The 21,102-nt window shown below is 59.8% G+C and carries 9 protein-coding genes; 6 read left to right on the top strand and 3 right to left on the bottom strand.

The genetic code is table 11. The annotated features are described in order from the left end of the window. Positions 1–75: 75 nt before the first annotated feature. The 3 genes from K5K89_RS17060 to K5K89_RS17050 form a co-directional block, all read right to left on the bottom strand. Positions 76–6,471 carry a hypothetical protein gene (locus tag K5K89_RS17060; RefSeq protein ID WP_222539866.1) on the bottom strand — a complete coding sequence of 2,132 codons (6,396 nt, stop codon included), beginning with the start codon at positions 6,469–6,471 and terminating at the stop codon, positions 76–78. A gap of 141 nt (positions 6,472–6,612) precedes the next feature. Beyond that, positions 6,613–7,518, bottom strand: coding sequence for an AraC family transcriptional regulator (locus K5K89_RS17055; RefSeq protein WP_222539865.1), 906 nt, complete (start codon positions 7,516–7,518; stop codon positions 6,613–6,615). A gap of 72 nt (positions 7,519–7,590) precedes the next feature. Then, positions 7,591–8,880, bottom strand: a complete 1,290-nt coding sequence (locus tag K5K89_RS17050) for a glycosyltransferase (RefSeq protein WP_222539864.1) — start codon at positions 8,878–8,880, stop codon at positions 7,591–7,593. 158 nt (positions 8,881–9,038) lie between these two features. On the opposite strand from K5K89_RS17050, the gene tpx reads away from it, so the two are divergent. The 6 genes from tpx (at position 9,039) to K5K89_RS17020 (ending at position 21,065) form a co-directional block, all read left to right on the top strand. Beyond that, entirely contained in the window at positions 9,039–9,539 is a 501-nt protein-coding gene (tpx, locus tag K5K89_RS17045) for a thiol peroxidase (RefSeq protein WP_222539863.1), read from the top strand. Positions 9,540–9,770: 231 nt separating this feature from the next. Further along, on the top strand, positions 9,771–11,072 hold the full coding sequence (locus K5K89_RS17040; RefSeq protein WP_071490595.1) for an MdtA/MuxA family multidrug efflux RND transporter periplasmic adaptor subunit: 1,302 nt from the start codon (positions 9,771–9,773) through the stop codon (positions 11,070–11,072). After that, complete coding sequence (locus K5K89_RS17035; protein WP_071490594.1) at positions 11,069–14,170, top strand: MdtB/MuxB family multidrug efflux RND transporter permease subunit; 3,102 nt, start codon at positions 11,069–11,071, stop codon at positions 14,168–14,170. Before K5K89_RS17040 ends, K5K89_RS17035 begins: the two co-directional genes overlap by 4 nt. After that, positions 14,167–17,274 (top strand): efflux RND transporter permease subunit, encoded by a 3,108-nt coding sequence (locus K5K89_RS17030; protein WP_071490593.1) that lies wholly within the window; start codon positions 14,167–14,169, stop codon positions 17,272–17,274. The genes K5K89_RS17035 and K5K89_RS17030 overlap by 4 nt, the downstream gene beginning before the upstream one ends. Continuing rightward, on the top strand, positions 17,271–18,740 hold the full coding sequence (locus tag K5K89_RS17025; RefSeq protein WP_222539862.1) for an efflux transporter outer membrane subunit: 1,470 nt from the start codon (positions 17,271–17,273) through the stop codon (positions 18,738–18,740). Before K5K89_RS17030 ends, K5K89_RS17025 begins: the two co-directional genes overlap by 4 nt. A 228-nt stretch (positions 18,741–18,968) precedes the next feature. After that, entirely contained in the window at positions 18,969–21,065 is a 2,097-nt protein-coding gene (locus tag K5K89_RS17020) for a putative bifunctional diguanylate cyclase/phosphodiesterase (RefSeq protein WP_222539861.1), read from the top strand. Positions 21,066–21,102 lie beyond the last annotated feature (37 nt).

Raw genomic sequence — 21,102 nt, 5'->3', positions numbered from 1 at the left:
CCGGCGGGCATCCGAAAACCTGGCGCCCTGAATAGCGCGGTGGGGCCAGGTCTTCGCAGGTTACGACGTTACGGCTTAATAGGATCTTTTTTCATGCGTGGTCAGCTCTTTGATCCACTGTGGATCCACAGGCTTGCGCCATTGGCCACGGGTGTAAATTTTCAGGCCTTTTGCGTCCCACTCGGCCATCTTCTTCTTCACTAACTCGGTGTACTCGGATGCCCTGCATGAAGTTTCGGCCCAGGGGTCGACGATCCAGGCGTCTTTCCATTCGGATTGTGAAAAATCAATGGTGGCTTTACCTCCCGAGGCCGGTCCGCCGACAACTGTGAATACGTGGTCGCCTCTTTCCACATACCATGTTTGGGCCTTTCCTCCGCTTTTTTTGATGATGTTTTCGGATAGCAAAGCCATTTCCCCACAGTTTCCAACCCCGGACTTCACAATCAGGTTTGGACGGTTCAACGCCCCAGGCGGTACGGTCTTGCGCAACCAGTTAATCGTCATATCCGCGGCCTCAGCGCGGGCCAGGTCCGCTTTTGAGTGCATTTGGTTAGCAGGCCCCAGGCCGGTGGCTTTCATGGAACGGTTCACGCTGTCTCGCGCTTGTTGTGCGTAGAATTTGTTTTGCTGTTCAGCGGTCCACGATGTGAAGTTGGCGGGATGGTCCAGCGCGGTAACCTGGTTGGGTTGCAAGGCAATATCCGCTTTATCAATCGCTTTGGCCCGCTGTAGCTGATAGACAACCTCGCGTTGCTGTTCATCCGTCAGATTCTTGCACATTGCTTTTAACTCATCGATGTCCTCTTTCAAGTAGCCCGTGCGCTCCAGATCTTCAAAGGCAAATTTCAATTTTGGCAGCGCAATGAAATTGGCATCAAACGGTAAGTTGGCAACACCTTGACGGATGCTGAATTTATTCCGGTAAGCCCTCACCATCGGCAGCTCCCTAGGCGTGCATTTATTGAACGTCAGTTGGCTGCCGGGTGTCTCCTCCAATCGTGCGTAGTAGAACTCGGCGGTATCCGCCTCGATCACCAGGTATTTGGCGGTACTGCCGGGTGCCGTGTCGTTAACGATCACCCCACGCAGTTCACGTTTATCGTCGACAGCATCAGTGATGCGGTTGAGCTTGACCACGCGTGTTTCTCGCTCCAGCCCCTCACTGTTTTGTGCGCTGAAAAAGCCGAATTCGGGTTCATTTTTGAGTGTGCCGGTGATTTTTGATTTGTAGACAATGGGCTTGGTCCCAGGCACCGGATGCAATTTTGGCGCCCTTTCGCCGTCGACCATTTTCCAGCGGCGGCGTTCGAAAATCACAAACTGGCCCTTGCGCAGGAACTTCGGCGCTGAGGGAAACAGGCGCACGTGCTCAAGCGCCTGAAGTTCCTGCTTCAATTCGCCGGATACCTCCTCGATGAACTTGGTAAAACAGACGTCGTTGGCACCGCGCTTGACGCGGCCGCCGATACTCGGGGCTGGGCACCAGGCTTCAAAGCTTTCCAGCGGCGTGTAGTGGTCGGCTGACTCCAGGTCTCGTAGCAAGCCTGGTTGGCGAGAGTCGTAGCGGTAAACCTTGCCCTCGTTGATCAAGTCGAAGCCATGGGTGCGCGTGACGGTATAGGCATCTGCGGCCAAAGGCTTTTCGGTGACCAGGGCTTTGGTGCCGTCGGAAAAGGTTTCTTGTTTCAGGACCGAGGATGTGTCAGACACAAAACCCTCAAGCGCAGGACCATAAGCGGCCATGGTCTTTGCGTCGTAGGCATACCACTCACTGCCCTGGCGTATGGCGGTGATGTTGGCCCGGTCCTGAGCCCCGGAAAGCCACACGCTGCCATTGGCCATGTCAGCTGTCTGCTCAGTTAGCTGGCCATCCTGTAGCCGGCTCAACGAGCGGGTTGATTGCGTGGTAGTGGCAGCCGTGAAGTCCTTGAGCTCAATTGCTTCAACCTCTTTAACGCCAAACTTCTCGATAAACCCTGCGGATACCTTGGCAGCCGCCCAAGATGCAGCAGATTTGGCCAAGCTCCACAAAGTGTTGGCGCCCTCTGTGGCAACAAGGATCGCGACATCAATGCCAAGGTCTACGCCTGCTTTCAGGAATTGGCCGTGATAAAGGTCTTCCAAACTGCTGGTGCCGGGCAAGGAGTGCCATATGGCCTTGAAGAAGTCACGGGGTTGCGTGGCCGTTTCAAGTGTATTGCTGGACCAATTACGGTGAAGGTCGACAAAGTCGGATCTGTACAGGTATGTGGAGTCGACCATCACGTTGGCCAATTTCGATAGTCTTCCAGCCACATAATGGGGGGAGAACGCGTCATTTTCCTGGTGGGCAGGGAAGGACACCGGTAACGGCCAGGGTTCGTTGTTGTCATCCAGGAGGCGTTGATCGGTGGCTCTCAAAACGACTTCTGATTTAACCCCCGATTTAGGTTCAGTGCCGGTCTTGAAAGCCTCGGCATCGATTTCCAGGCTGACTTTTTGGCCTAGGGGGGTATCCGGATCAATGTCGGCAATTCTTATAATCTGGCCCCACGTCGGGTAAACCGCAAAATCTCTTCTGGCCCCGTTGTAGATCGACGTGATCACCATGCCGCTGCCGGCGCCTTCAACGTTCAAAAACTCTACGTCGCCATAAAGCAGGCTCTTGCGTTCTTCGACAGGCAGCTTGTTGAGCATATTCTCGAACAGTGTCGTGGTATGCCGCCTGCGAAGATTGAAATCCGCCTTTATAGCCTTGTCGAATTCATCGTTGATCACTGGAAAGCCAGGTTCCCTGGCCTTTTTACGCAGGCTGTCGACATCCACATGATTGCCTTCCTGCCCCCAGCTTTCATCCAGCCTGCCTGCTTCATAGATTTCTGCCAGGCTATAGTGTCTCCCGCTGATCAAACCAGCGAGTTCGTTTTCAATCATAAAGCGTTTTTCATAGTCGATATGGCTGCCGAACTGTTCTCTTAGTACTTTCAGTGCCATGTCCCTTCTATTGGGCGCTTCAACTGTTCTCAGCCACTGGACGGCTTCGGCGGTGGCCTGGGTGGATGCCTGGAGTTTCTGCTGGCTGTCTTTCAATTGCTCCAGGGTGTAGTTGTTCTTATCAACGTTGTTATGGATGGCCGCCCAATCCAATAACGGATTCATTTGCGCGTAGCTGTATATCTGCGCTTCCAGTGCTGAGATAGGCCGGATGTTATGAAGACTCATGATTTCCGGGTACGTCATGTTTGCGGTCGCGCCAGGAGCTGTCCATTCGATCCGGTTGACCGCAGTCGTAAACTCGACATCCTCCGGCGAGCCGAGCGTTACTTGTTTCGGTACATCCTTCACCAGTAATTGCGGTGCCGCCCCTTGTAGAAGCAAGTGCGCAACTGCCGGTGCAAGGTGACGAGGGATGCCTTTGTTCTCAACCAGGTGTTGCGTGAAGAGTTCGCGCCTGAAGTGAGTGTTGCGCCCAACGTTATCGTTGTCGGTCAAATCAGCTCCGGCAATGGTCTTGTGTTGAGTGCCGGCCGTTGGATCAACTTCCAGTACCAGGTACGTCAAAAGCAAATTCCTCAAGCTGGTTGAGGTTGCAGCCACCTTCATGCTGGTTTGCAGATCGGTGGCGAGTTCAAGCGCATCGCTGCTGGTAAGCAGTTGCTCCAGTGCCTGTTCAGGATCGGTACTGAGGTTGGCAACCCTCATGCCGAGGTAATTGAGGAGGGTGTTATTGGCGCCGATCTTTTTTTTCACCTCTTCGACCAGTTGATCGCGTTGCGCGGCATTCAGCGGCAGTGGCGTCGACAGGAACCCCCAGCGATTGCCCAGGGGAGGAGAGTGGGGAGCCCGCGTCTGCAAGGCCTTCAGCAAATTGTCGTTGTCTGCTTTTGATGACACTGGGTACCAGTTGTTGTGCGAGATGAATTCGGCAACCGTTGTCACGCCCTTGGGTTGATGGGAAGAGTCTGGATCGACCACAAGGCGCCTGGAGCCGCTGTCCGGTGTCCAGTTTTCCAAGGCTTGGATCAGTCTGTAACGGTCGTTGCTGTCACCCACTGCGGTGTTTTGCCGGGCCAGCCAGCCCATTGTGTTTTCTGGGTTATCAGGTGGATTGGGAAATTGTTGGGTGCGGCCCATCAAGGCAGCCTGTTGGTCAAATCTCGTGCTGCCGGGGGTGTCGCTGAGGCTATAAAAGTTGGCCACCCATTGGTAGGGAGCACCGTTGGATTCGGCGTGAAGCAGTGCAATGGGTTGTGTTTGATTCGCGAATGCCTGCGCTGCGGTTAGCACGGGCGCCAGCGCGTCAAAGTAATTGGGGTACTTTTGCGCGAATGCGGTGGCAGTGAAACGCTGTTCTTGCGCCCCAACCTTGCTAACCAGCGCGTTGTCCGTGGGGTCATAACGCAAGGAAGCCAGGTCAACCTTCTGCTCATGCGCCCACGCCTTGAAACCCTGGCTATTGAGGGCTTTGTGCAGGTAGGCCCGCCATTGACCGAACAGGCTGTTGGGCGGTATCAGTTGGATGATTTTCGATGCGGCTTGTTCGGGGGCGAGTTTCAGTTCAAGCATTGCACGATGAACAGTGGTGGCAAGCTCACCTTCGGCGCGCGCCAAAAGGTCTTCGGGGGTGTCTTCAGCTTCCACAGGCGCCGCCCGGCTGGCTTTGATGGCGGCGGCCAGTTTTTCAAGTGGCGAGGGGGAGAGCGGTGTAGAGGCCAGCATTTGCGTCACGGCCTGCTGGTTTTGCCGTACGGCGACAGACTTGGGGGCGTTCAACGAGGTGTCGACCAATGCGGGGAACGTTTTTTTCTGAACCAGCGCTAAACCACGGCTTAGCAAGGTGATCAGTTGGCGTTCTTTCCAGTCCGGTTGTTGGAGGGCTGGCTGAAGGTGAACTTCTTCATTGTAGAAACGCATCACCTCGTCCAGTGTTGCAGTGGGCGGAGCAGGGTAGTGCACATCGGCATCAGCGCCTGCGGCCATCCGTTGCACCACATCCTTTATTTCGACCCAGACATTACTCCAATCTTCTGACACATCGTTCAGGGTGAACGTGGTTTCCACGCCTTTCACCTTGGCCGTCAGGGCTCCTTCGACGGGGTTGATGCGGGCGGTCTTAGGGTCAAGGCCTTGTTTCTGCGCAAAGTCGGTAAAAGTGGCGCTTGTGAGCGCATTCAGAAGCTGCTGGCGAACTTGATTGAAGGTTGAATACTCGGGCACTTCATTGAGCAGAGGTGGTGTGTCATTTCCGCCATTCAACGCTGGCAATTGTTTTAGCAGCGTCTCGCTGCACTGCCATGCCAGCGCCTCGTCGGCCTCCTGAACCTTTTGGGCTGCGGTCAACGGCGCATAGCGAGCGAGGCGTTGATCCAGTTGCTCCGCTGGCAGATCCACGATTTGTTGCTTGGCTCGCTGTTGACGTTGCTTGACGGGGGCATACTGTTGCTCGTAAAGCGGGTCGGAATGACGTAGCGAAGGAAATGTTCCTTCACGAATCAACTGCCCAATTTTGAATAACGTATCCTCATTGTAGTTTCGGGAATAATCACGGGGCAGTTGCATGCCATAGAAGTTGGTAATCAGCTCAGGAAACGCCCGGTCTTGCCCGAAAAATCTGAAAGGTTCACGACTGGAGCCCGCCACCTTTGTGGCCGCTTTGAAAACCGCCGATGTTGCCTTTGAAAAACTGTCTTTGCCGTACTGGCTGATATCAATGTCGTGGTCGTGGTCCTCCGGCTGCAGGAAGAGGCGCCCGGCGGGGTCGATCACCAACGATTCAATATCGATGTCATGGGTTTGGGCAAACGATTTGAAGGGCTCCGAGCGCAGTGCATCATCCAGCTCGGCAAGGGCCAGGCCAAAAGTGGAGTCGGGCTCGACAGGAACCGTGTATTGGGTGCCTTTTAGAGCCAGCTCTTTATCGTTAAGCAACGTGTTGATCACGGTGTAGGCTGTATTGATCGCCAACTCCGCATCAGCCTTGTCAACCAACGTGTCGGCGAACTTGCGCAGCGAGGCGTTGCCTGTGTCTTGGCTGGGGGGCGTGTTCTGCAGATCTCGACGTACGCGCGAAGAAACAGGGAGAGTTTTCGGCGCGCTGGGTACAGGGCTGACAATTATTTCTTGAATCAACTGGGTGTAGGTTTTTTGCGGACTGAGCGCACTTGGCTGATCAAGAAGTTTCTCGACCTCTGCCCGTGCTGCGGGAGCTGTCAGCGGATCAGGCGAATCCATCAGTCGTTGCCTGATCTGCTCGCACAGGCTTGATTGTTCTTTTGTCGCTCTGAATCTGAGCAAGGATTCAATGCGCTGACGCGTGTGATCCGGCAGATCAACCGGCGGGGTGAAAGGTGTCTGGCGTTGGTCGACGGGGTTAGCGAAAAGTCCGATGACGATGGAGGTGACCGAGGTGCGGAGCGGGCCAGCCGGTGGTTTCGGGTTATCACGCTGTGCAGTGGTCGCGCGGTGGTTTGAGACTGGAAGCCCGATCATAAGAAGTCCTCAACAGCAGCGGATATAGGCAGGAAATTCCGCGCAAATGGAAAATGGAAGACACTTTTCTTACGTGGCAACCAGCGCTGTTAGGTTCCTTTTGAATTTCCCAATAGATCTATCTAGGGAGGCGTCGCTGTTTCAGGCGAGGTTCTGCTCAGTCAGTCGCTGCACCGCCAGGCGACGGTAGTGGGAAGGGGTCATGCCCTTGAGTTGCTGGAAGCGCCGGTTGAAGTTGGAGATATTGTTGAAGCCCGACTCGAAACACACATCCGTCACGGCTTTATCCCCATCGGCCAACAACTCGCAGGATTTGCTGATACGCAACCGGTTGACGAACTCGATGAATGTGCGCCCGGTGGCCTGTTTGAACACGCGAGAGAAGTAAGTGGGCTTCATGCCCAAGTATTCCGCCACTTCTTCGAGCGGCAACTCCCGCGCGTAGTGGGCGAAAATGTAGTCTACGGCGCGGTTGGTGCGGTCGATGCTGTGTTCATCGGCCAGTTGCGGCGTGGTCACACCGGAAAGCAGTTGGTAGTCCTCACAGGCGCTCAACACGTCCATCAGGATAAAGAAGTGCCCCAGGCGCGCCATGCCTTGGGCGTCCTCGATGCGTTGCATCAAGGTCATGGCCTGGGCGATGGTCTTTTTGCAGCGAAACTCGATGCCGGACTGCGCCCGCTCCAGCAGCGGCGCCAGGCTTTTGAGTTCGGCGAAGATGTGGCTGCCGTGCTCGAACAGCTCATCGGTGAAGTTCACCAACATGTCGCGCTTGGGCACCACCTCGTCTTCCTCCACCTGGCTGATCCAGTTATGGGGCAGGTTGGGGCCGGTGAGGAACAGGCTTTCCGGGTAGAAGTTGCCGATGTAGTCACCGATAAACACCTTGCCTGAGCTGGCGACGATCAGGTGCAGCTCGTATTCCTTGTGGAAGTGCCAGCGCACCAGCGGGCAAGGGAAACCGTGTTGGCGATAGATAATGGACAGGCCGTTGTGGTCGTCCATCAGTTCGTAGGAAGGGTCGGTGATGCGCGTTGCTCGGGTCATGCTGCCGTCGCTTTATTGTGGTTGCTGCGTAGGATAATGCCCCCTTGCGCACGACCTCGCCAGCGTCGATGTTTATACGTTGCGGTTTTTTGCCTCGATCCACTGGGACATGTACTGCGTACTTTTGTGGGCATGGTGGCGCAGCATGCTGCCGGTGAAGTTATCGCGGCGATGGGCCGACAGGCGGCCGCGGCACTGCTCCAGGCAGGCCACCAGCGCCGGGCCATGGATGTTCTGGTCATACCGTCGGGCCAGCAGTCGGCGACCGTCTTCCTGGGCCTGGTTCCAGCGTTCACGGTCTTGATACAGGGCAACCGCCGCTGCCGCGAGGGCCGGGGCGCTTTGTTCCACGGCGCCAGGCCACGGCTGTTCATCCCCCATGGCTTCGGCACCGATCGGCGTGGTGACGTTTGGCGTGCCGCACAGCATTGCATCCGCCAGCTTGCCCTTGATCCCGGCGCCGAATCGCAACGGTGCCAGGCAGATGCGCGCTGCCGTCATCACTTGCAGGGCGTCTTCGGCCCAGTTCATTACATGAAAGCCCTGCGCCGGGTTGTGCAGGGCCGTGGCTTTGGGCGGGGTGTAGGCGCCATAAATGTGCAATTGCGCTGCCGGGAGTTGCTGGCGGATCAGCGGCCACAGGCTGTTCTTCATCCACAGCACCGCATCCCAGTTGGGGGCGTGGCGGAAGTTGCCGATGCTGAGGAAATGGGCGCGGTCTTCAAATGGCGCGAAGGGCTCGGTCGGCGGTTCCAGCATCAGCGGGCACCAGTGGAGCAGGGCGGCGGGCACCTTGAACTGCTCGGTGAGCAGGCGTGCCTCTGCGTCGGAGATCATCAGGCTGATGTCACAGCGATAAATCGCGGCAATCTCACGCTTGGCAATGTCAGTGTCGGCCATGAGCCGGAATTCTTCCTCCAGGGCCAAATTGAACAGGGCGCTGAAGTCGTTACGGTCTGGATGCGTCCTCAGGTGGTCCTTGAGGTGCTGGTGCCGGGCATCGCGCAGGCTTTGCAGGTCGCTGGTTTCCAGGACGCGCAGGGCATCGGGGCATTGTTTCTCGACACGCCAGCCAAACTGCTCTTCCATCATGAAACGGTCGAACAGCACGATATCCGGGGCGAGTTCGCGGATAAAATCATCGAAACTGCTGTTATTGAGTTCGATGAGGCATTCGGCGATGCCCAGCGCAGGCAAATCGGCCTTGTGCTCGCCGATGGTTGCGGGGCTGCTGAAGGTTATGTCCCAACCTTGTGTCAGAAAGCTCTCGAGAATCTGCATCATATGCCCGCCTGCGGCCGAGGAACGCGGCTCCGGCCAGACATAACCAATGACCAGGACTTTGGTGGCAGGCTGATTCATCAACAACAGGTTCCTTGAAGGGCAGGGCGATCGGCGCGCAATTAAACCATAACCGGCGGCATGAGAATTTATGTCTGGCGGTAGGTAGCCATCGCACTTTGTGGTTAACTTCCGCCTCTCGAATTCGTTTCATCAAACCCAGCATAAGGATTCTGTTCATGGCTCAAGTCACCCTTCGTGGTAATCCTGTCCAGGTTGAAGGCGAACTGCCGAAAACCGGCTCCACCGCTCCTGAATTCAGCCTGGTTGCTGTCGACCTGTCGCAAGCGACCCTGGAAACCTTCGCCGGCAAGCGCAAGGTTCTGAACATCTTCCCAAGCGTTGATACCCCGACCTGCGCGACCTCGGTACGCAAGTTCAACGCCCAGGCCAACGACCTGAGCAACACGGTCGTGCTGTGCATTTCCTCTGATCTGCCGTTTGCCCAGAAGCGTTTCTGCGGCACCGAAGGCCTGGACAATGTGCTGAGCCTGTCGGACTTCCGCAACGCCGACTTCGCTGTCGACTACGGCGTTTCCCTCGCCGACGGCCCACTGCAGGGCCTGACCGCCCGCGCCGTGGTGGTACTGGACGAGAACAACACTGTGCTGCACAGCGAGCTGGTTTCCGAAATCGGCCAGGAGCCGAACTACGAAGCAGCCCTGGCTGTTTTGAAGTAACTGTTTCGGTACGTTACTGTCGTTTTGCAGTAACACGCGTGATGCATGATTGCGGCCTGGCCTAGTCCAGGCCGTTTTTATTTGTGTCTCAACTGCTTAGCGAAATAGCGGGCAGACTAAGATCAGAAGTTAAAAGTTGTAAGCCCAAGGTAAATAGCCGGTAAAGGCGCTTTTCTAAATGCGCCCCAGTGCTTATCTTTCAGCCTCCCAAAGAAGAAGCTCTCGCGCCCAATGGTTGATCACTCCATGCAATCCTCCCCTCGTAAGTCCCGCCGCTGGCTGTTCGGCCTGCTTGTGCTGCTGGTTATCGCCGGCCTGTGCTGGAAGTTCTGGCCCGGCAGCCATAAGGATGGCGCCGAAAAGCCCGCGGGCCATGCCGGCAAGACGGGGATGATGCGCCCGGGGTTCGGCGGCTCCGCCGGCCCGATACCGGTGCGCGTGGCGCCCGCCGTGCTGGGGGAGTTCCCGGTGTACTACAAGGCGCTGGGCACGGTGACCGCGCTCAACACCATCAATGTGCGCAGCCGGGTAGGCGGCGAGCTGGTGAAGATTGCCTTTGAGGAAGGCCAGATGGTCAAGGCTGGCGACCTGCTCGCCGAGATCGACCCGCGCAGCTACCAGAACGCCTTGCTCCAGGCCCAGGGCACGCTGATGCAGAACCAGGCCCAGTTGAAGAACGCCCAGGTCGATGTGCAGCGTTACCGCGACCTGTACGCCCAGGACAGCATCGCCAAGCAGACCCTGGACACCGCCGAAGCGCTGGTCCTGCAATACCAGGGCACGGTCAAGACCAACCAGGGCGCGGTGGATGACGCCAAGCTCAACCTCGAATTCACCAAGATCCGCGCACCGATCAGCGGCCGCGTGGGCCTGCGCCAGGTCGACGTAGGCAACCTGGTGGCGGCCAACGACACCACCTCACTCGCGGTGATCACCCAGACACAACCGATCAGCGTGGCCTTCACCCTGCCGGAAAACACCCTGGAAACCGTGCTCACCCGCTACCACGCCGGCAACAAGCTGCCGGTAGAGGCCTGGGACCGTGGCGACGTGAAGAAGCAGGCCACCGGCGTGCTGCAAAGCCTGGACAACCAGATAGACGTCACCACCGGCACCCTGAAGTTCAAGGCGCGTTTCGATAACAAGGACCAGGCGCTGTTCCCCAACCAGTTCGTCAATGTGCACTTGCTGGCCGATACCCTGCATAACGTGGTGCTGGCGCCGTCGGCGGCGATCCAGTTTGGCAACACCGGAACCTTCGTCTACGTGCTGGACGGTGACAAGAAGGTCAAGATGCAGCCCCTGGTGGTCGGTGATTCCGATGGCGACAACACGGTGATCAAAGAGGGCCTCAAGGCTGGCGACCGCGTGGTGTTGGAAGGCACCGACCGCTTGAAGGACGGCAGCGAGATCGAAGTGGTCAACGACAGCAGCGAAGTGCCGACCACCCCGACCGAACACTTGCAAGGCAAGCCTGCGGCTAAAGGGGAGACCGGTGCCACCGCCGGCAAGGCGCAAAAGGTCGGTTCATGAACCTGTCGCGGCTGTTTATCCTTCGCCCGGTCGCCACTACGCTGAGCATGCTGGCCATTGTCCTGGCCGGCATCATCGCGTACCGCTTGTTGCCGGTGTCGGCCTTGCCCCAGGTGGATTACCCGACGATCCGGGTGATGACCCTGTACCCCGGGGCCAGCCCGGACGTGATGACCAGTGCGGTCACCGCACCGCTGGAGCGCCAGTTCGGGCAAATGCCCGGCCTTACACAGATGGCCTCCACCAGTTCCGGCGGAGCGTCGGTGCTGACCCTGCGTTTCAACCTCGACATCAATATGGATGTCGCCGAGCAGCAGGTGCAGGCCGCGATCAACGCGGCCACCAACCTGCTGCCCAAGGACCTGCCGGCGCCGCCGGTGTACAACAAGGTCAACCCGGCGGACACCCCGGTGCTGACCCTGGCGATCACCTCCAAGACCATGCTGCTGCCCAAGCTCAATGATCTGGTGGATACGCGGATGGCGCAGAAAATCGCGCAGATCAGCGGCGTCGGCATGGTCAGCATCGCCGGCGGCCAGCGCCAGGCGGTGCGCATCAAGGTCAACCCCGAGGCCCTGGCGGCCAACGGCTTGAACCTGTCCGATGTGCGCACGCTGATCGCCGCGTCCAACGTCAACCAGCCCAAGGGCAACTTCGACGGGCCGACCCGTGTGTCGATGCTCGATGCCAACGACCAGTTGGTCTCGCCCGCGCAATATGCCGAACTGATCCTGGCCTACAACAACGGCGCGCCATTGCGCCTCAAGGACGTGGCGCAGATCGTCGACGGCGCTGAAAACGAACGCCTTGCCGCCTGGGCCAATGAAAACCAGGCGGTGCTGCTGAATATCCAGCGCCAGCCGGGTGCCAACGTGATCGAGGTGGTGGACCGCATCAAGGCATTGCTGCCCAGCATCACCGACAACCTGCCGGCCGGCCTCGATGTGACGGTGCTCACCGACCGTACCCAGACCATCCGCGCCTCGGTCAAGGATGTGCAACACGAATTGCTCATCGCCATCGCCCTGGTGGTCATGGTGACGTTCCTGTTCCTGCGCCGGGTCAGTGCAACGATCATCCCGTCCATCGCCGTGCCGCTGTCGCTGGTGGGCACCTTTGGCGTGATGTACCTGGCCGGATTCTCCATCAACAACCTGACGCTGATGGCGCTGACCATCGCCACCGGGTTCGTGGTGGATGACGCGATCGTGATGCTGGAGAACATTTCCCGCTATATCGAGGAAGGCGAAACACCATTGGCCGCCGCCCTCAAGGGCGCCAAGCAGATCGGTTTCACCCTGATTTCTCTGACGCTGTCGCTGATTGCAGTGTTGATCCCGCTGCTGTTCATGGCCGACGTGGTCGGGCGCCTGTTCCGTGAGTTCGCCATTACCCTGGCGGTGGCGATCCTGATTTCCCTGGTGGTGTCCCTGACCCTCACGCCGATGATGTGCGCGCGCTTGCTCAAGCGTGAGCCAAAGGAGGAAGAGCAGGGGCGTTTCTACAAGGCCAGCGGTGCCTGGATCGATTGGTTGATTGCGCGTTACGGGAGCATGTTGCAGTGGGTGCTCAAGCACCAACCACTGACCCTGCTGGTGGCCATCGCGACACTGGGACTCACTGTATTCCTGTATCTGGTGGTGCCCAAGGGGTTCTTCCCGGTGCAGGATACCGGCGTGATCCAGGGCATTTCCGAAGCACCGCAGTCGATTTCCTTTGCCGCCATGAGCCAGCGCCAGCAGGAGCTGGCCAAGATCATCCTGGCCGATCCGGCGGTGGAAAGCCTGTCGTCGTATATTGGTGTGGACGGCGATAACGCTACCCTCAACAGCGGGCGCCTGTTGATCAACCTCAAGGCCCACGGCCAGCGTGACTTGAGCGCAGCCCAGGTGATCACCCGTTTGCAGCCGGAGATCGACAAGCTGGTGGGCATCCGCCTGTTCATGCAGCCGGTGCAGGACCTGACCATCGAAGACCGTGTGAGCCGTACCCAGTACCAGTTCAGCATGTCCTCGCCGGACGCCGAGCTGCTGGCGCTGTGGAGCGACAAGCTGGTGCATGCGCTCAGCCAGTTGCCGGAACTCACTGATGTGGCCAGCGACCTGCAGGACAAAGGCCTGCAGGTGTACCTGGTGATCGACCGCGATGCGGCCTCGCGCCTGGGCGTGAGCGTATCGACCATCACCGATGCGCTGTACGACGCCTTCGGCCAGCGGCAGATTTCCACCATCTACACCCAGGCCAGCCAGTACCGCGTGGTGTTGCAGGCCCAGTCCGGCGAAACCCTCGGGCCGGACGCGCTGAACCAGATCCACGTGAAAACCACCGATGGCGGCCAGGTGCGCTTGTCCAGCCTGGCCCATGTGGAACAGCGTCAGGCGCAGTTGGCGATTGCCCATATCGGCCAGTTCCCGGCGGTGATGATGTCGTTCAACCTGGCCCCCGGCGTCGCGCTGGGCAAAGGCGTGGAGCTGATCAACCAGACCCAGAAAGACATCGGTATGCCGGTGGGCGTGCAGACTCAGTTCCAGGGCGCAGCCCAGGCGTTCGAAGCGTCGCTGTCGAGCACCTTGCTGCTGATCCTGGCGGCGGTGGTCACCATGTACATCGTGCTGGGTGTGCTCTACGAGAGTTACATCCACCCGATCACCATTCTCTCGACCTTGCCATCGGCGGCGGTAGGGGCGTTGCTGGCCTTGCTGCTCAGCGGCAATGACCTGGGCATGATCGCGATCATCGGCATCATTCTGTTGATCGGTATCGTCAAGAAGAACGCGATCATGATGATCGACTTCGCCCTCGACGCTGAACGCAACCAGGGCCTCGACCCGCAGACCGCCATTTACCAGGCGGCGCTGCTGCGCTTCCGGCCGATCCTGATGACCACCCTGGCGGCGTTGTTCGGCGCGGTGCCGTTGATGCTGGCCACCGGTTCCGGCGCGGAATTGCGCCAACCGCTGGGCCTGGTGATGGTCGGCGGTCTGCTGGTGAGCCAGGTGTTGACGCTGTTCACCACCCCGGTGATCTACCTGTACTTCGATCGCCTCGGCCGCCGCTGGCGCAAAGAGCCGCAAAGCCTGGAGCCGGTTGAGTCATGAACCTGTCCGGACCTTTCATCCGCCGGCCGGTCGCGACCATGCTGCTGAGCCTGGCGATCCTGTTGCTCGGCGGTGTCAGCTTCAACCTGCTGCCGGTATCGCCACTGCCGCAGATCGATTTTCCGGTGATCGTGGTATCGGCCAGCTTGCCCGGCGCCAGCCCCGAAGTGATGGCGTCTACCGTGGCCACGCCGCTGGAGCGTTCGTTCGGCGCGATTGCCGGCATCACCACCATGAGCAGTTCGTCGAGCCAGGGCTCCACCCGGGTGATCCTCGCGTTCGATTCCGACCGCGACATCAACGGCGCGGCGCGGGAAGTGCAGGCGGCGATCAACGCCTCGCGCAACCTGCTGCCCAGCGGCATGCGCAGCATGCCCACCTACAAGAAGATCAACCCGTCCCAGGCGCCGATCATGGTGCTGTCGCTGACCTCGGACGTGTTGCAGAAGGGCCAGTTGTACGACCTGGCCTCGACCATTCTTTCCCAGAGCCTCTCGCAGGTTCCGGGTGTGGGCGAAGTGCAGATCGGCGGCAGCTCCCTGCCGGCCGTGCGCATCGAGCTGGAGCCCAAGGCTCTCGACCAGTACGGCGTGGCCCTCGATGATGTGCGCAACACCATCGCCAACGCCAACCAGCGCCGGCCCAAGGGCTCGCTGGAAGACAATGAGCGTAACTGGCAGATCCAGGCCAACGACCAGTTGGAAAAGGCCAAGGACTACGAGCCGCTGCTGATTCGCTACCAGAACGGCGCTGCCCTGCGCCTTGGGGATGTGGCCAAGATCAGCGACGGTGTGGAAGACCGCTATAACAGCGGCTTCTTCAATAACGACTCGGCGGTACTGCTGGTGATCAACCGCCAGTCCGGTGCCAACATCATCGAGACGGTGCGGCAGATCAAGGCGCAGTTGCCGGCGTTGCAGGCGGTGCTGCCGTCCAGCGTCAAGCTGAGCCTGGCCATGGACCGCTCGCCGGTGATCACCGCCACCTTGCATGAAGCCGAGATGACCTTGCTGATTGCCGTGGGGCTGGTGATCCTGGTGGTGTACCTGTTCCTGGGGAATTTCCGCGCCTCGCTGATCCCGACCCTGGCGGTGCCGGTGTCGCTGGTGGGCACCTTTGCGGTGATGTACCTGTACGGGTTCTCGTTGAACAACTTCTCGCTGATGGCGTTGATCCTGGCCACCGGCCTGGTGGTGGACGATGCCATCGTGGTGCTGGAGAACATCTCCCGGCACATCGACGAAGGCGTGCCGCCGATGAAGGCGGCGTACCTGGGCGCACAGGAAGTCGGCTTTACCTTGCTGTCGATGAACGTGTCGCTGGTGGCGGTGTTCCTGTCCATCCTGTTCATGGGCGGGATTGTCACCAACCTGTTCCGCGAGTTTTCCATCACCCTGTCGGCGGCGATCATTGTGTCGTTGATTGTCTCGCTGACCCTGACCCCGATGCTCTGCGCGCGCTGGCTGAAACCCCACGTCAAAACGCAGATGACCGGTTTGCAACGCTGGAGCCAGAAGATCAACGACCGCATGGTCGCCGGCTACGCCACCAGCCTGGACTGGGTGCTGCGCCATCGGCGCCTGACCCTGCTCAGCCTGTTGCTGACCATCGGCATGAACGTGGCGCTGTACGTGGTGGTGCCGAAAACCTTCATGCCCCAGCAGGACACCGGCCAATTGATCGGTTTTGTGCGCGGTGACGACGGCCTGTCCTTCAGCGTGATGCAGCCGAAAATGGAGACCTTCCGCAAGGCGGTGCTCAAGGACCCGGCGGTGCTCAGCGTGGCCGGCTTCATCGGCGGCAACAACGGCACCAACAACGCGGTGATGCTGGTACGCCTCAAGCCCATCAGCGAACGCAAGGTCTCCGCCCAGGCGGTGATCGAGCGTCTGCGCAAGGATGTGCCGCTGGTGCCGGGCGGGCGCCTGTTCCTGATGGCCGACCAGGACCTGCAATTCGGCGGTAGCCGCGACCAGACCAGTGCGCAGTATTCCTACATCCTGCAAAGCGGCGACCTGGCGGCGTTGCGCCTGTGGTACCCGAAAGTGGTCGCGGCGTTGCGCGAGTTGCCGGAACTCACCGCCATCGACGCCCGTGAAGGTCGCGGTGCGGCGCAGGTCACGTTGATTGTCGACCGCGACCAGGCCAAGCGCCTGGGGATCGACATGAACATGGTCACCGCCGTACTGAACAACGCGTACAGCCAGCGGCAGATTTCGACCATCTACGACAGCCTCAACCAGTATCAGGTGGTGATGGAGGTCAACCCGAAATATGCCCAGGACCCAATCACCCTCAACCAGATGCAGGTGATCACGTCCACGGGCGCACGGGTGCCGTTGTCGACCATCGCCCATTATGAGAACAGCCTGGCCGACGACCGCGTCAGCCACGAAGGCCAGTTCGCCTCGGAAGACATCGCCTTCGACATGGCGCCCGGCGTGACGGTGGAGCAGGGTACGGCCGCCATCGAACGGGCGATTGCCAAGGTCGGCTTGCCGGAAGACGTGATTGCCAAGATGGCCGGTACCGCCGATGCCTTCGCGGCCACGCAGAAGGGCCAGCCGTTCATGATCCTCGGCGCGCTGGTGGCGGTGTACCTGGTGTTGGGCATTCTGTACGAAAGCTACATTCACCCGCTGACCATTCTCTCGACCTTGCCCTCGGCGGGTGTCGGCGCCATGCTCGCCATTTACCTGACGGGAGGCGAGTTCAGCCTGATCTCCCTGCTGGGCCTGTTCCTGTTGATTGGGGTGGTGAAGAAAAACGCGATCCTGATGATCGACCTGGCGCTGCAGCTGGAACGCAATGACCGCATGGGGCCGCTCGAATCGATTCGCAGTGCCTGCCTGCTGCGCTTGCGCCCGATCCTGATGACCACCCTGGCGGCAATCCTCGGCGCCTTGCCGTTGCTGCTGGGGGCGGGCGATGGCGCGGAAATGCGCCGTCCTCTGGGCCTGACCATTATCGGTGGCCTGGTGTTCAGCCAGGTCCTGACCCTTTACACCACCCCGGTGGTTTACCTTTATCTCGACCGCGCGCGCCACCGCTTCAACGCCTGGCGCGGCGTGCGGACCGATGCTGCCCTGGACACTGCGCTATGACCGATTCAACCTTTGCCCGATTGGCCCTGTTCCGGGGCTCCCGCGTGGCGAGCCTGGTGCTCTGCGGCGTGTTGCTCAGCGCCTGCGCCGTCGGCCCCGACTACAAACGCCCGGAAGTGGTCGAGCCGGCGCAATTCAAGGAAGCCAAGGGTTGGCGCCAGGCCACCCCCAGTGATTCCCTGGCCCGTGGCGCCTGGTGGGAGTTGTACGGTGACCGCCAGCTCAATGAGCTGGTGCTGCGCCTGAACAGTTCCAACCAGACCGTGGCCCAAGCCGAAGCGCGCTTTCGCCAGGCCCAGGCACTGGTGCGCAGTTCCCGTGGGGCGTTTTACCCCACCGTCGACCTGAGTGCCGGGAAAACGCGCGCCAGCCAGGGCACCGGCAGCAGCAGCGCCAGCCTGAGCAGTTCCAGCAGCGGTATCCGCGACACCCTCAATGCCCAGTTGGGCGTGAGCTGGGAAGCGGACATCTGGGGCAAGCTGCGCCGGGGCCTGGAAGCCAATGAGGCCAGTGCCGAAGCCAGCTCGGCGGACCTGGCGGCGATGCGCCTGAGCCAGCAGTCGGAACTGGTGCAAAGCTACCTGCAACTGCGCGTCATGGATGAACAGACGCGCCTGCTGCAAGCGACCCTGGAGACTTATCAGCGCTCACTGCAAATGACCGAAAACCAGTACCGCGCCGGTGTTTCCGGCAAGGACGCGGTGGCCCAGGCGCAGACCCAGCTCAAGACCACCCAGGCCAGCCTGATCGACCTGATCTGGCAGCGCGCCCAGCTGGAAAACGCGATTGCGGTACTGATTGGCGAGGCGCCGGCCAACTTCAACCTGGCGGTGAGCAAGGACATTCCGGCGCTGCCGCAGATCCCGGTGAGCCTGCCGTCGCAACTGCTTGAGCGTCGCCCGGACATCGCCTCGGCCGAACGCTCGGTGATCGCCGCCAACGCCAATATCGGCGTGGCCAAGGCCGCCTACTACCCGGACCTGACCCTGAGCCTGGCCGGTGGTTACTCCAGCAGCACGTACGCCGACTGGATCAGCCTGCCGAACCGCTTCTGGTCGGTAGGGCCGAAGCTGGCCATGACGCTGTTCGATGGTGGCCAGCGCTCGGCGGAAGTCGACCGTACCGTAGCCTCCTATGACGAGACGGTGGCCAAGTACCGCCAGACCGTGCTGGATGGTTTCCGCGAAGTGGAAAACTACATGGTGCAGCTCAAGGTGCTGGAGGACGAAGCGGTGGTCAGCAATGAAGCACTGGAAGCCGCCCGTGAATCGTTACGCCTGACCCAGAACCAGTACAAGGCCGGGCTGATTGCCTACCTGGATGTGGTCACTGTGCAAGCCACAGCCTTGAGCAATGAGCGCACGGTATTGACCTTGCTGCAGACGCGCCTGGTGGCCAGTGTACAACTGATCGCCGCCTTGGGCGGTGGCTGGGACGGGCAGACGCCGATTGCCGACAAAAATTGAAGATGAACTCGATCCCATGGGTGGGCTTGTTGTGGTGAGCGGGCTGCTGGCACAGTTGGCCTAGACAAACCCTCGGATTTGAGTCGTTTTTAAGTCATATGATTGGCGTCAAAATGCCACTGATGGCCCTCTGGTAATTAATCAACTGCCCGAGAATTATTCTCGCTACAATCGCCCGCTTTGCCATTTCGCACGGGCCTCTCGGGCTCGCTGCGCACGAGAAGTCCCATGCTCATCGGTAGTTATTCGCCCTCACTGGTCGTGATCTCACTGTTCGTCGCGATCCTCGCTTCCTATACCGCACTGGACCTTTCCGGGCGCATCGCCACCGCCAAGGGACGCGCCGTTTACTTATGGATCACTGGCGGATCCATGGCGATGGGAGTGGGAGTGTGGTCGATGCACTTCATCGGCATGCTGGCGCTACGTTTACCGTTTGCCCTGGGCTTCGACCTGGGGATTACCGCGCTGTCGTTGCTGATTGCGGTGCTGTCCAGCGGCTTTGCCTTATGGCTGGTCAGCCAACCGCGCCTGCCGGCCTGGCAGCTGGGATTGGGGGCGCTGATCATGGGCACCGGCATTGCCTGCATGCACTACACCGGCATGGCGGCGATGCGCATGATGCCGGGCATCGACTACGACCCGACGCTGTTTGGCGCTTCGTTATTGATTGCGGTGGTAGCCTCCGGTGCAGCGTTGTGGATCGCCCATAATCTGCGCCGCAATACGCCGTATGTGCGCCTGGCCCGGGGTGGCGCGGCGGTGGTGATGGGGTTTGCCATCGTCGGTATGCATTACACTGGCATGGCAGCCGCACGCTTTGCCGATGAGAGCTTCTGCGGCGCGGCACTGAACGGTTTGAGCGGCAAGGGCCTGGATAACCTGGTGCTGGTTACCACCCTGGCGGTGCTGGCCATCGCCTTGCTGACGTCGTTGCTCGACGCACGCCTGGAAGCGCGCACAGCGGTTCTCGCCGACTCCCTGAGCCAGGCCAACCAGGAACTGACCCACCTGGCCCTGCACGACATGCTCACCGGCCTGCCCAACCGCACCTTGCTTGCCGACCGCATCCAGCAAGCCATGCAGGCGGTGAAAGAGCAGGGCGGCTGTTTTGCGCTGATGTTTATCGACCTGGACGGCTTCAAGCCGGTCAACGATGCTTTTGGCCACCATCTGGGCGACCAGTTGCTGCGCGAAGTCGGCCAGCGCCTGCGCGAAGACTTGCGCAGCCACGACACCCTGGCGCGCATCGGCGGCGATGAGTTCGTATTGCTGGTGCAACTGACCCAGCCGGACGATGCCCTCGGCCTGGCCGAGCGTCAGGTGCTGCTGATCAACCGCGCCTTCCAGGTGGCCGAACATGAGCTGAAGATCTCCGCCAGCGTGGGTATCGCCATGTTCCCAGGCAACGGCAACAGCCCCCAGGAACTGCTGATGAACGCCGACGCGGCGATGTACCACGCCAAGGGCGTGGGCAAGAACGGCTACAGCTTCTTTGATGCGTCGATGAACACCAACGCGCGCAAGCAATTGCAGTTGTTGCAGGACCTGCGCAATGCGGTGGAACAGCAACAATTTCGCTTGTACTACCAGCCCAAGTTCGACGCGGCCAGTGGCATTGCGGTGGGCGCCGAAGCGCTATTGCGCTGGGAGCATCCACAGCAGGGCCTGTTGTTGCCGGCGACGTTTATCGAACTGGCGGAAAAGACCGGGTTGATCATCCCCATCGGCGAATGGGTACTCGATGAAGCGTGTCGCCAAATGAGCCTGTGGTACGCCCAGGGCTATGAAGATTGGCGTATCGCCGTGAACCTGTCGGCGCTGCAGTTCTGCCACGCCGGGCTGGTCAAGAGCGTGGCCGAGGCCCTGGAACGTCATCGGTTGCCGGCCAACAGCCTGACCCTGGAAATCACCGAGACCACCGCCATGAGCGACGCCGATGCGAGCATGACGGTGTTGCAGCAGTTGTCGGACATGGGCGTCGATCTGTCCATCGACGACTTCGGCACCGGTTATTCCAGCCTGATGTACCTCAAGCGCCTGCCGGCCAACGAGTTGAAGATCGACCGTGGGTTTGTACGCGACCTGGAACACGACAGCGATGATGCCGCCATCGTCTCGGCCATTGTTGCCCTCGGCCAGGCCCTGGGCCTGCGTATTGTTGCCGAAGGGGTGGAAACCGATGTGCAACAGAACTTTCTCACGCGCCTGGGGTGTAACTCCCTGCAAGGTTACCTGCTGGGCCATCCGTTGCCGGCGGAAGAGTTCATGGTCGACATCCAGCGTGCCGAAGACACCTTGGCGCCTGACAAAAGCCGTGCGTGACGGGTATTCTTGGATCCAGCCCTAAACATCAGGTTGA

The sequence above is a fragment of the Pseudomonas sp. DR208 genome (assembly GCF_019823005.1).
GTDB classification, from domain to species: Bacteria; Pseudomonadota; Gammaproteobacteria; order Pseudomonadales; family Pseudomonadaceae; genus Aquipseudomonas; species Aquipseudomonas extremorientalis.
The sequence above is the reverse complement of the archived record's forward strand: the minus strand, read 5'-3'. Positions and strand labels throughout refer to the sequence as shown.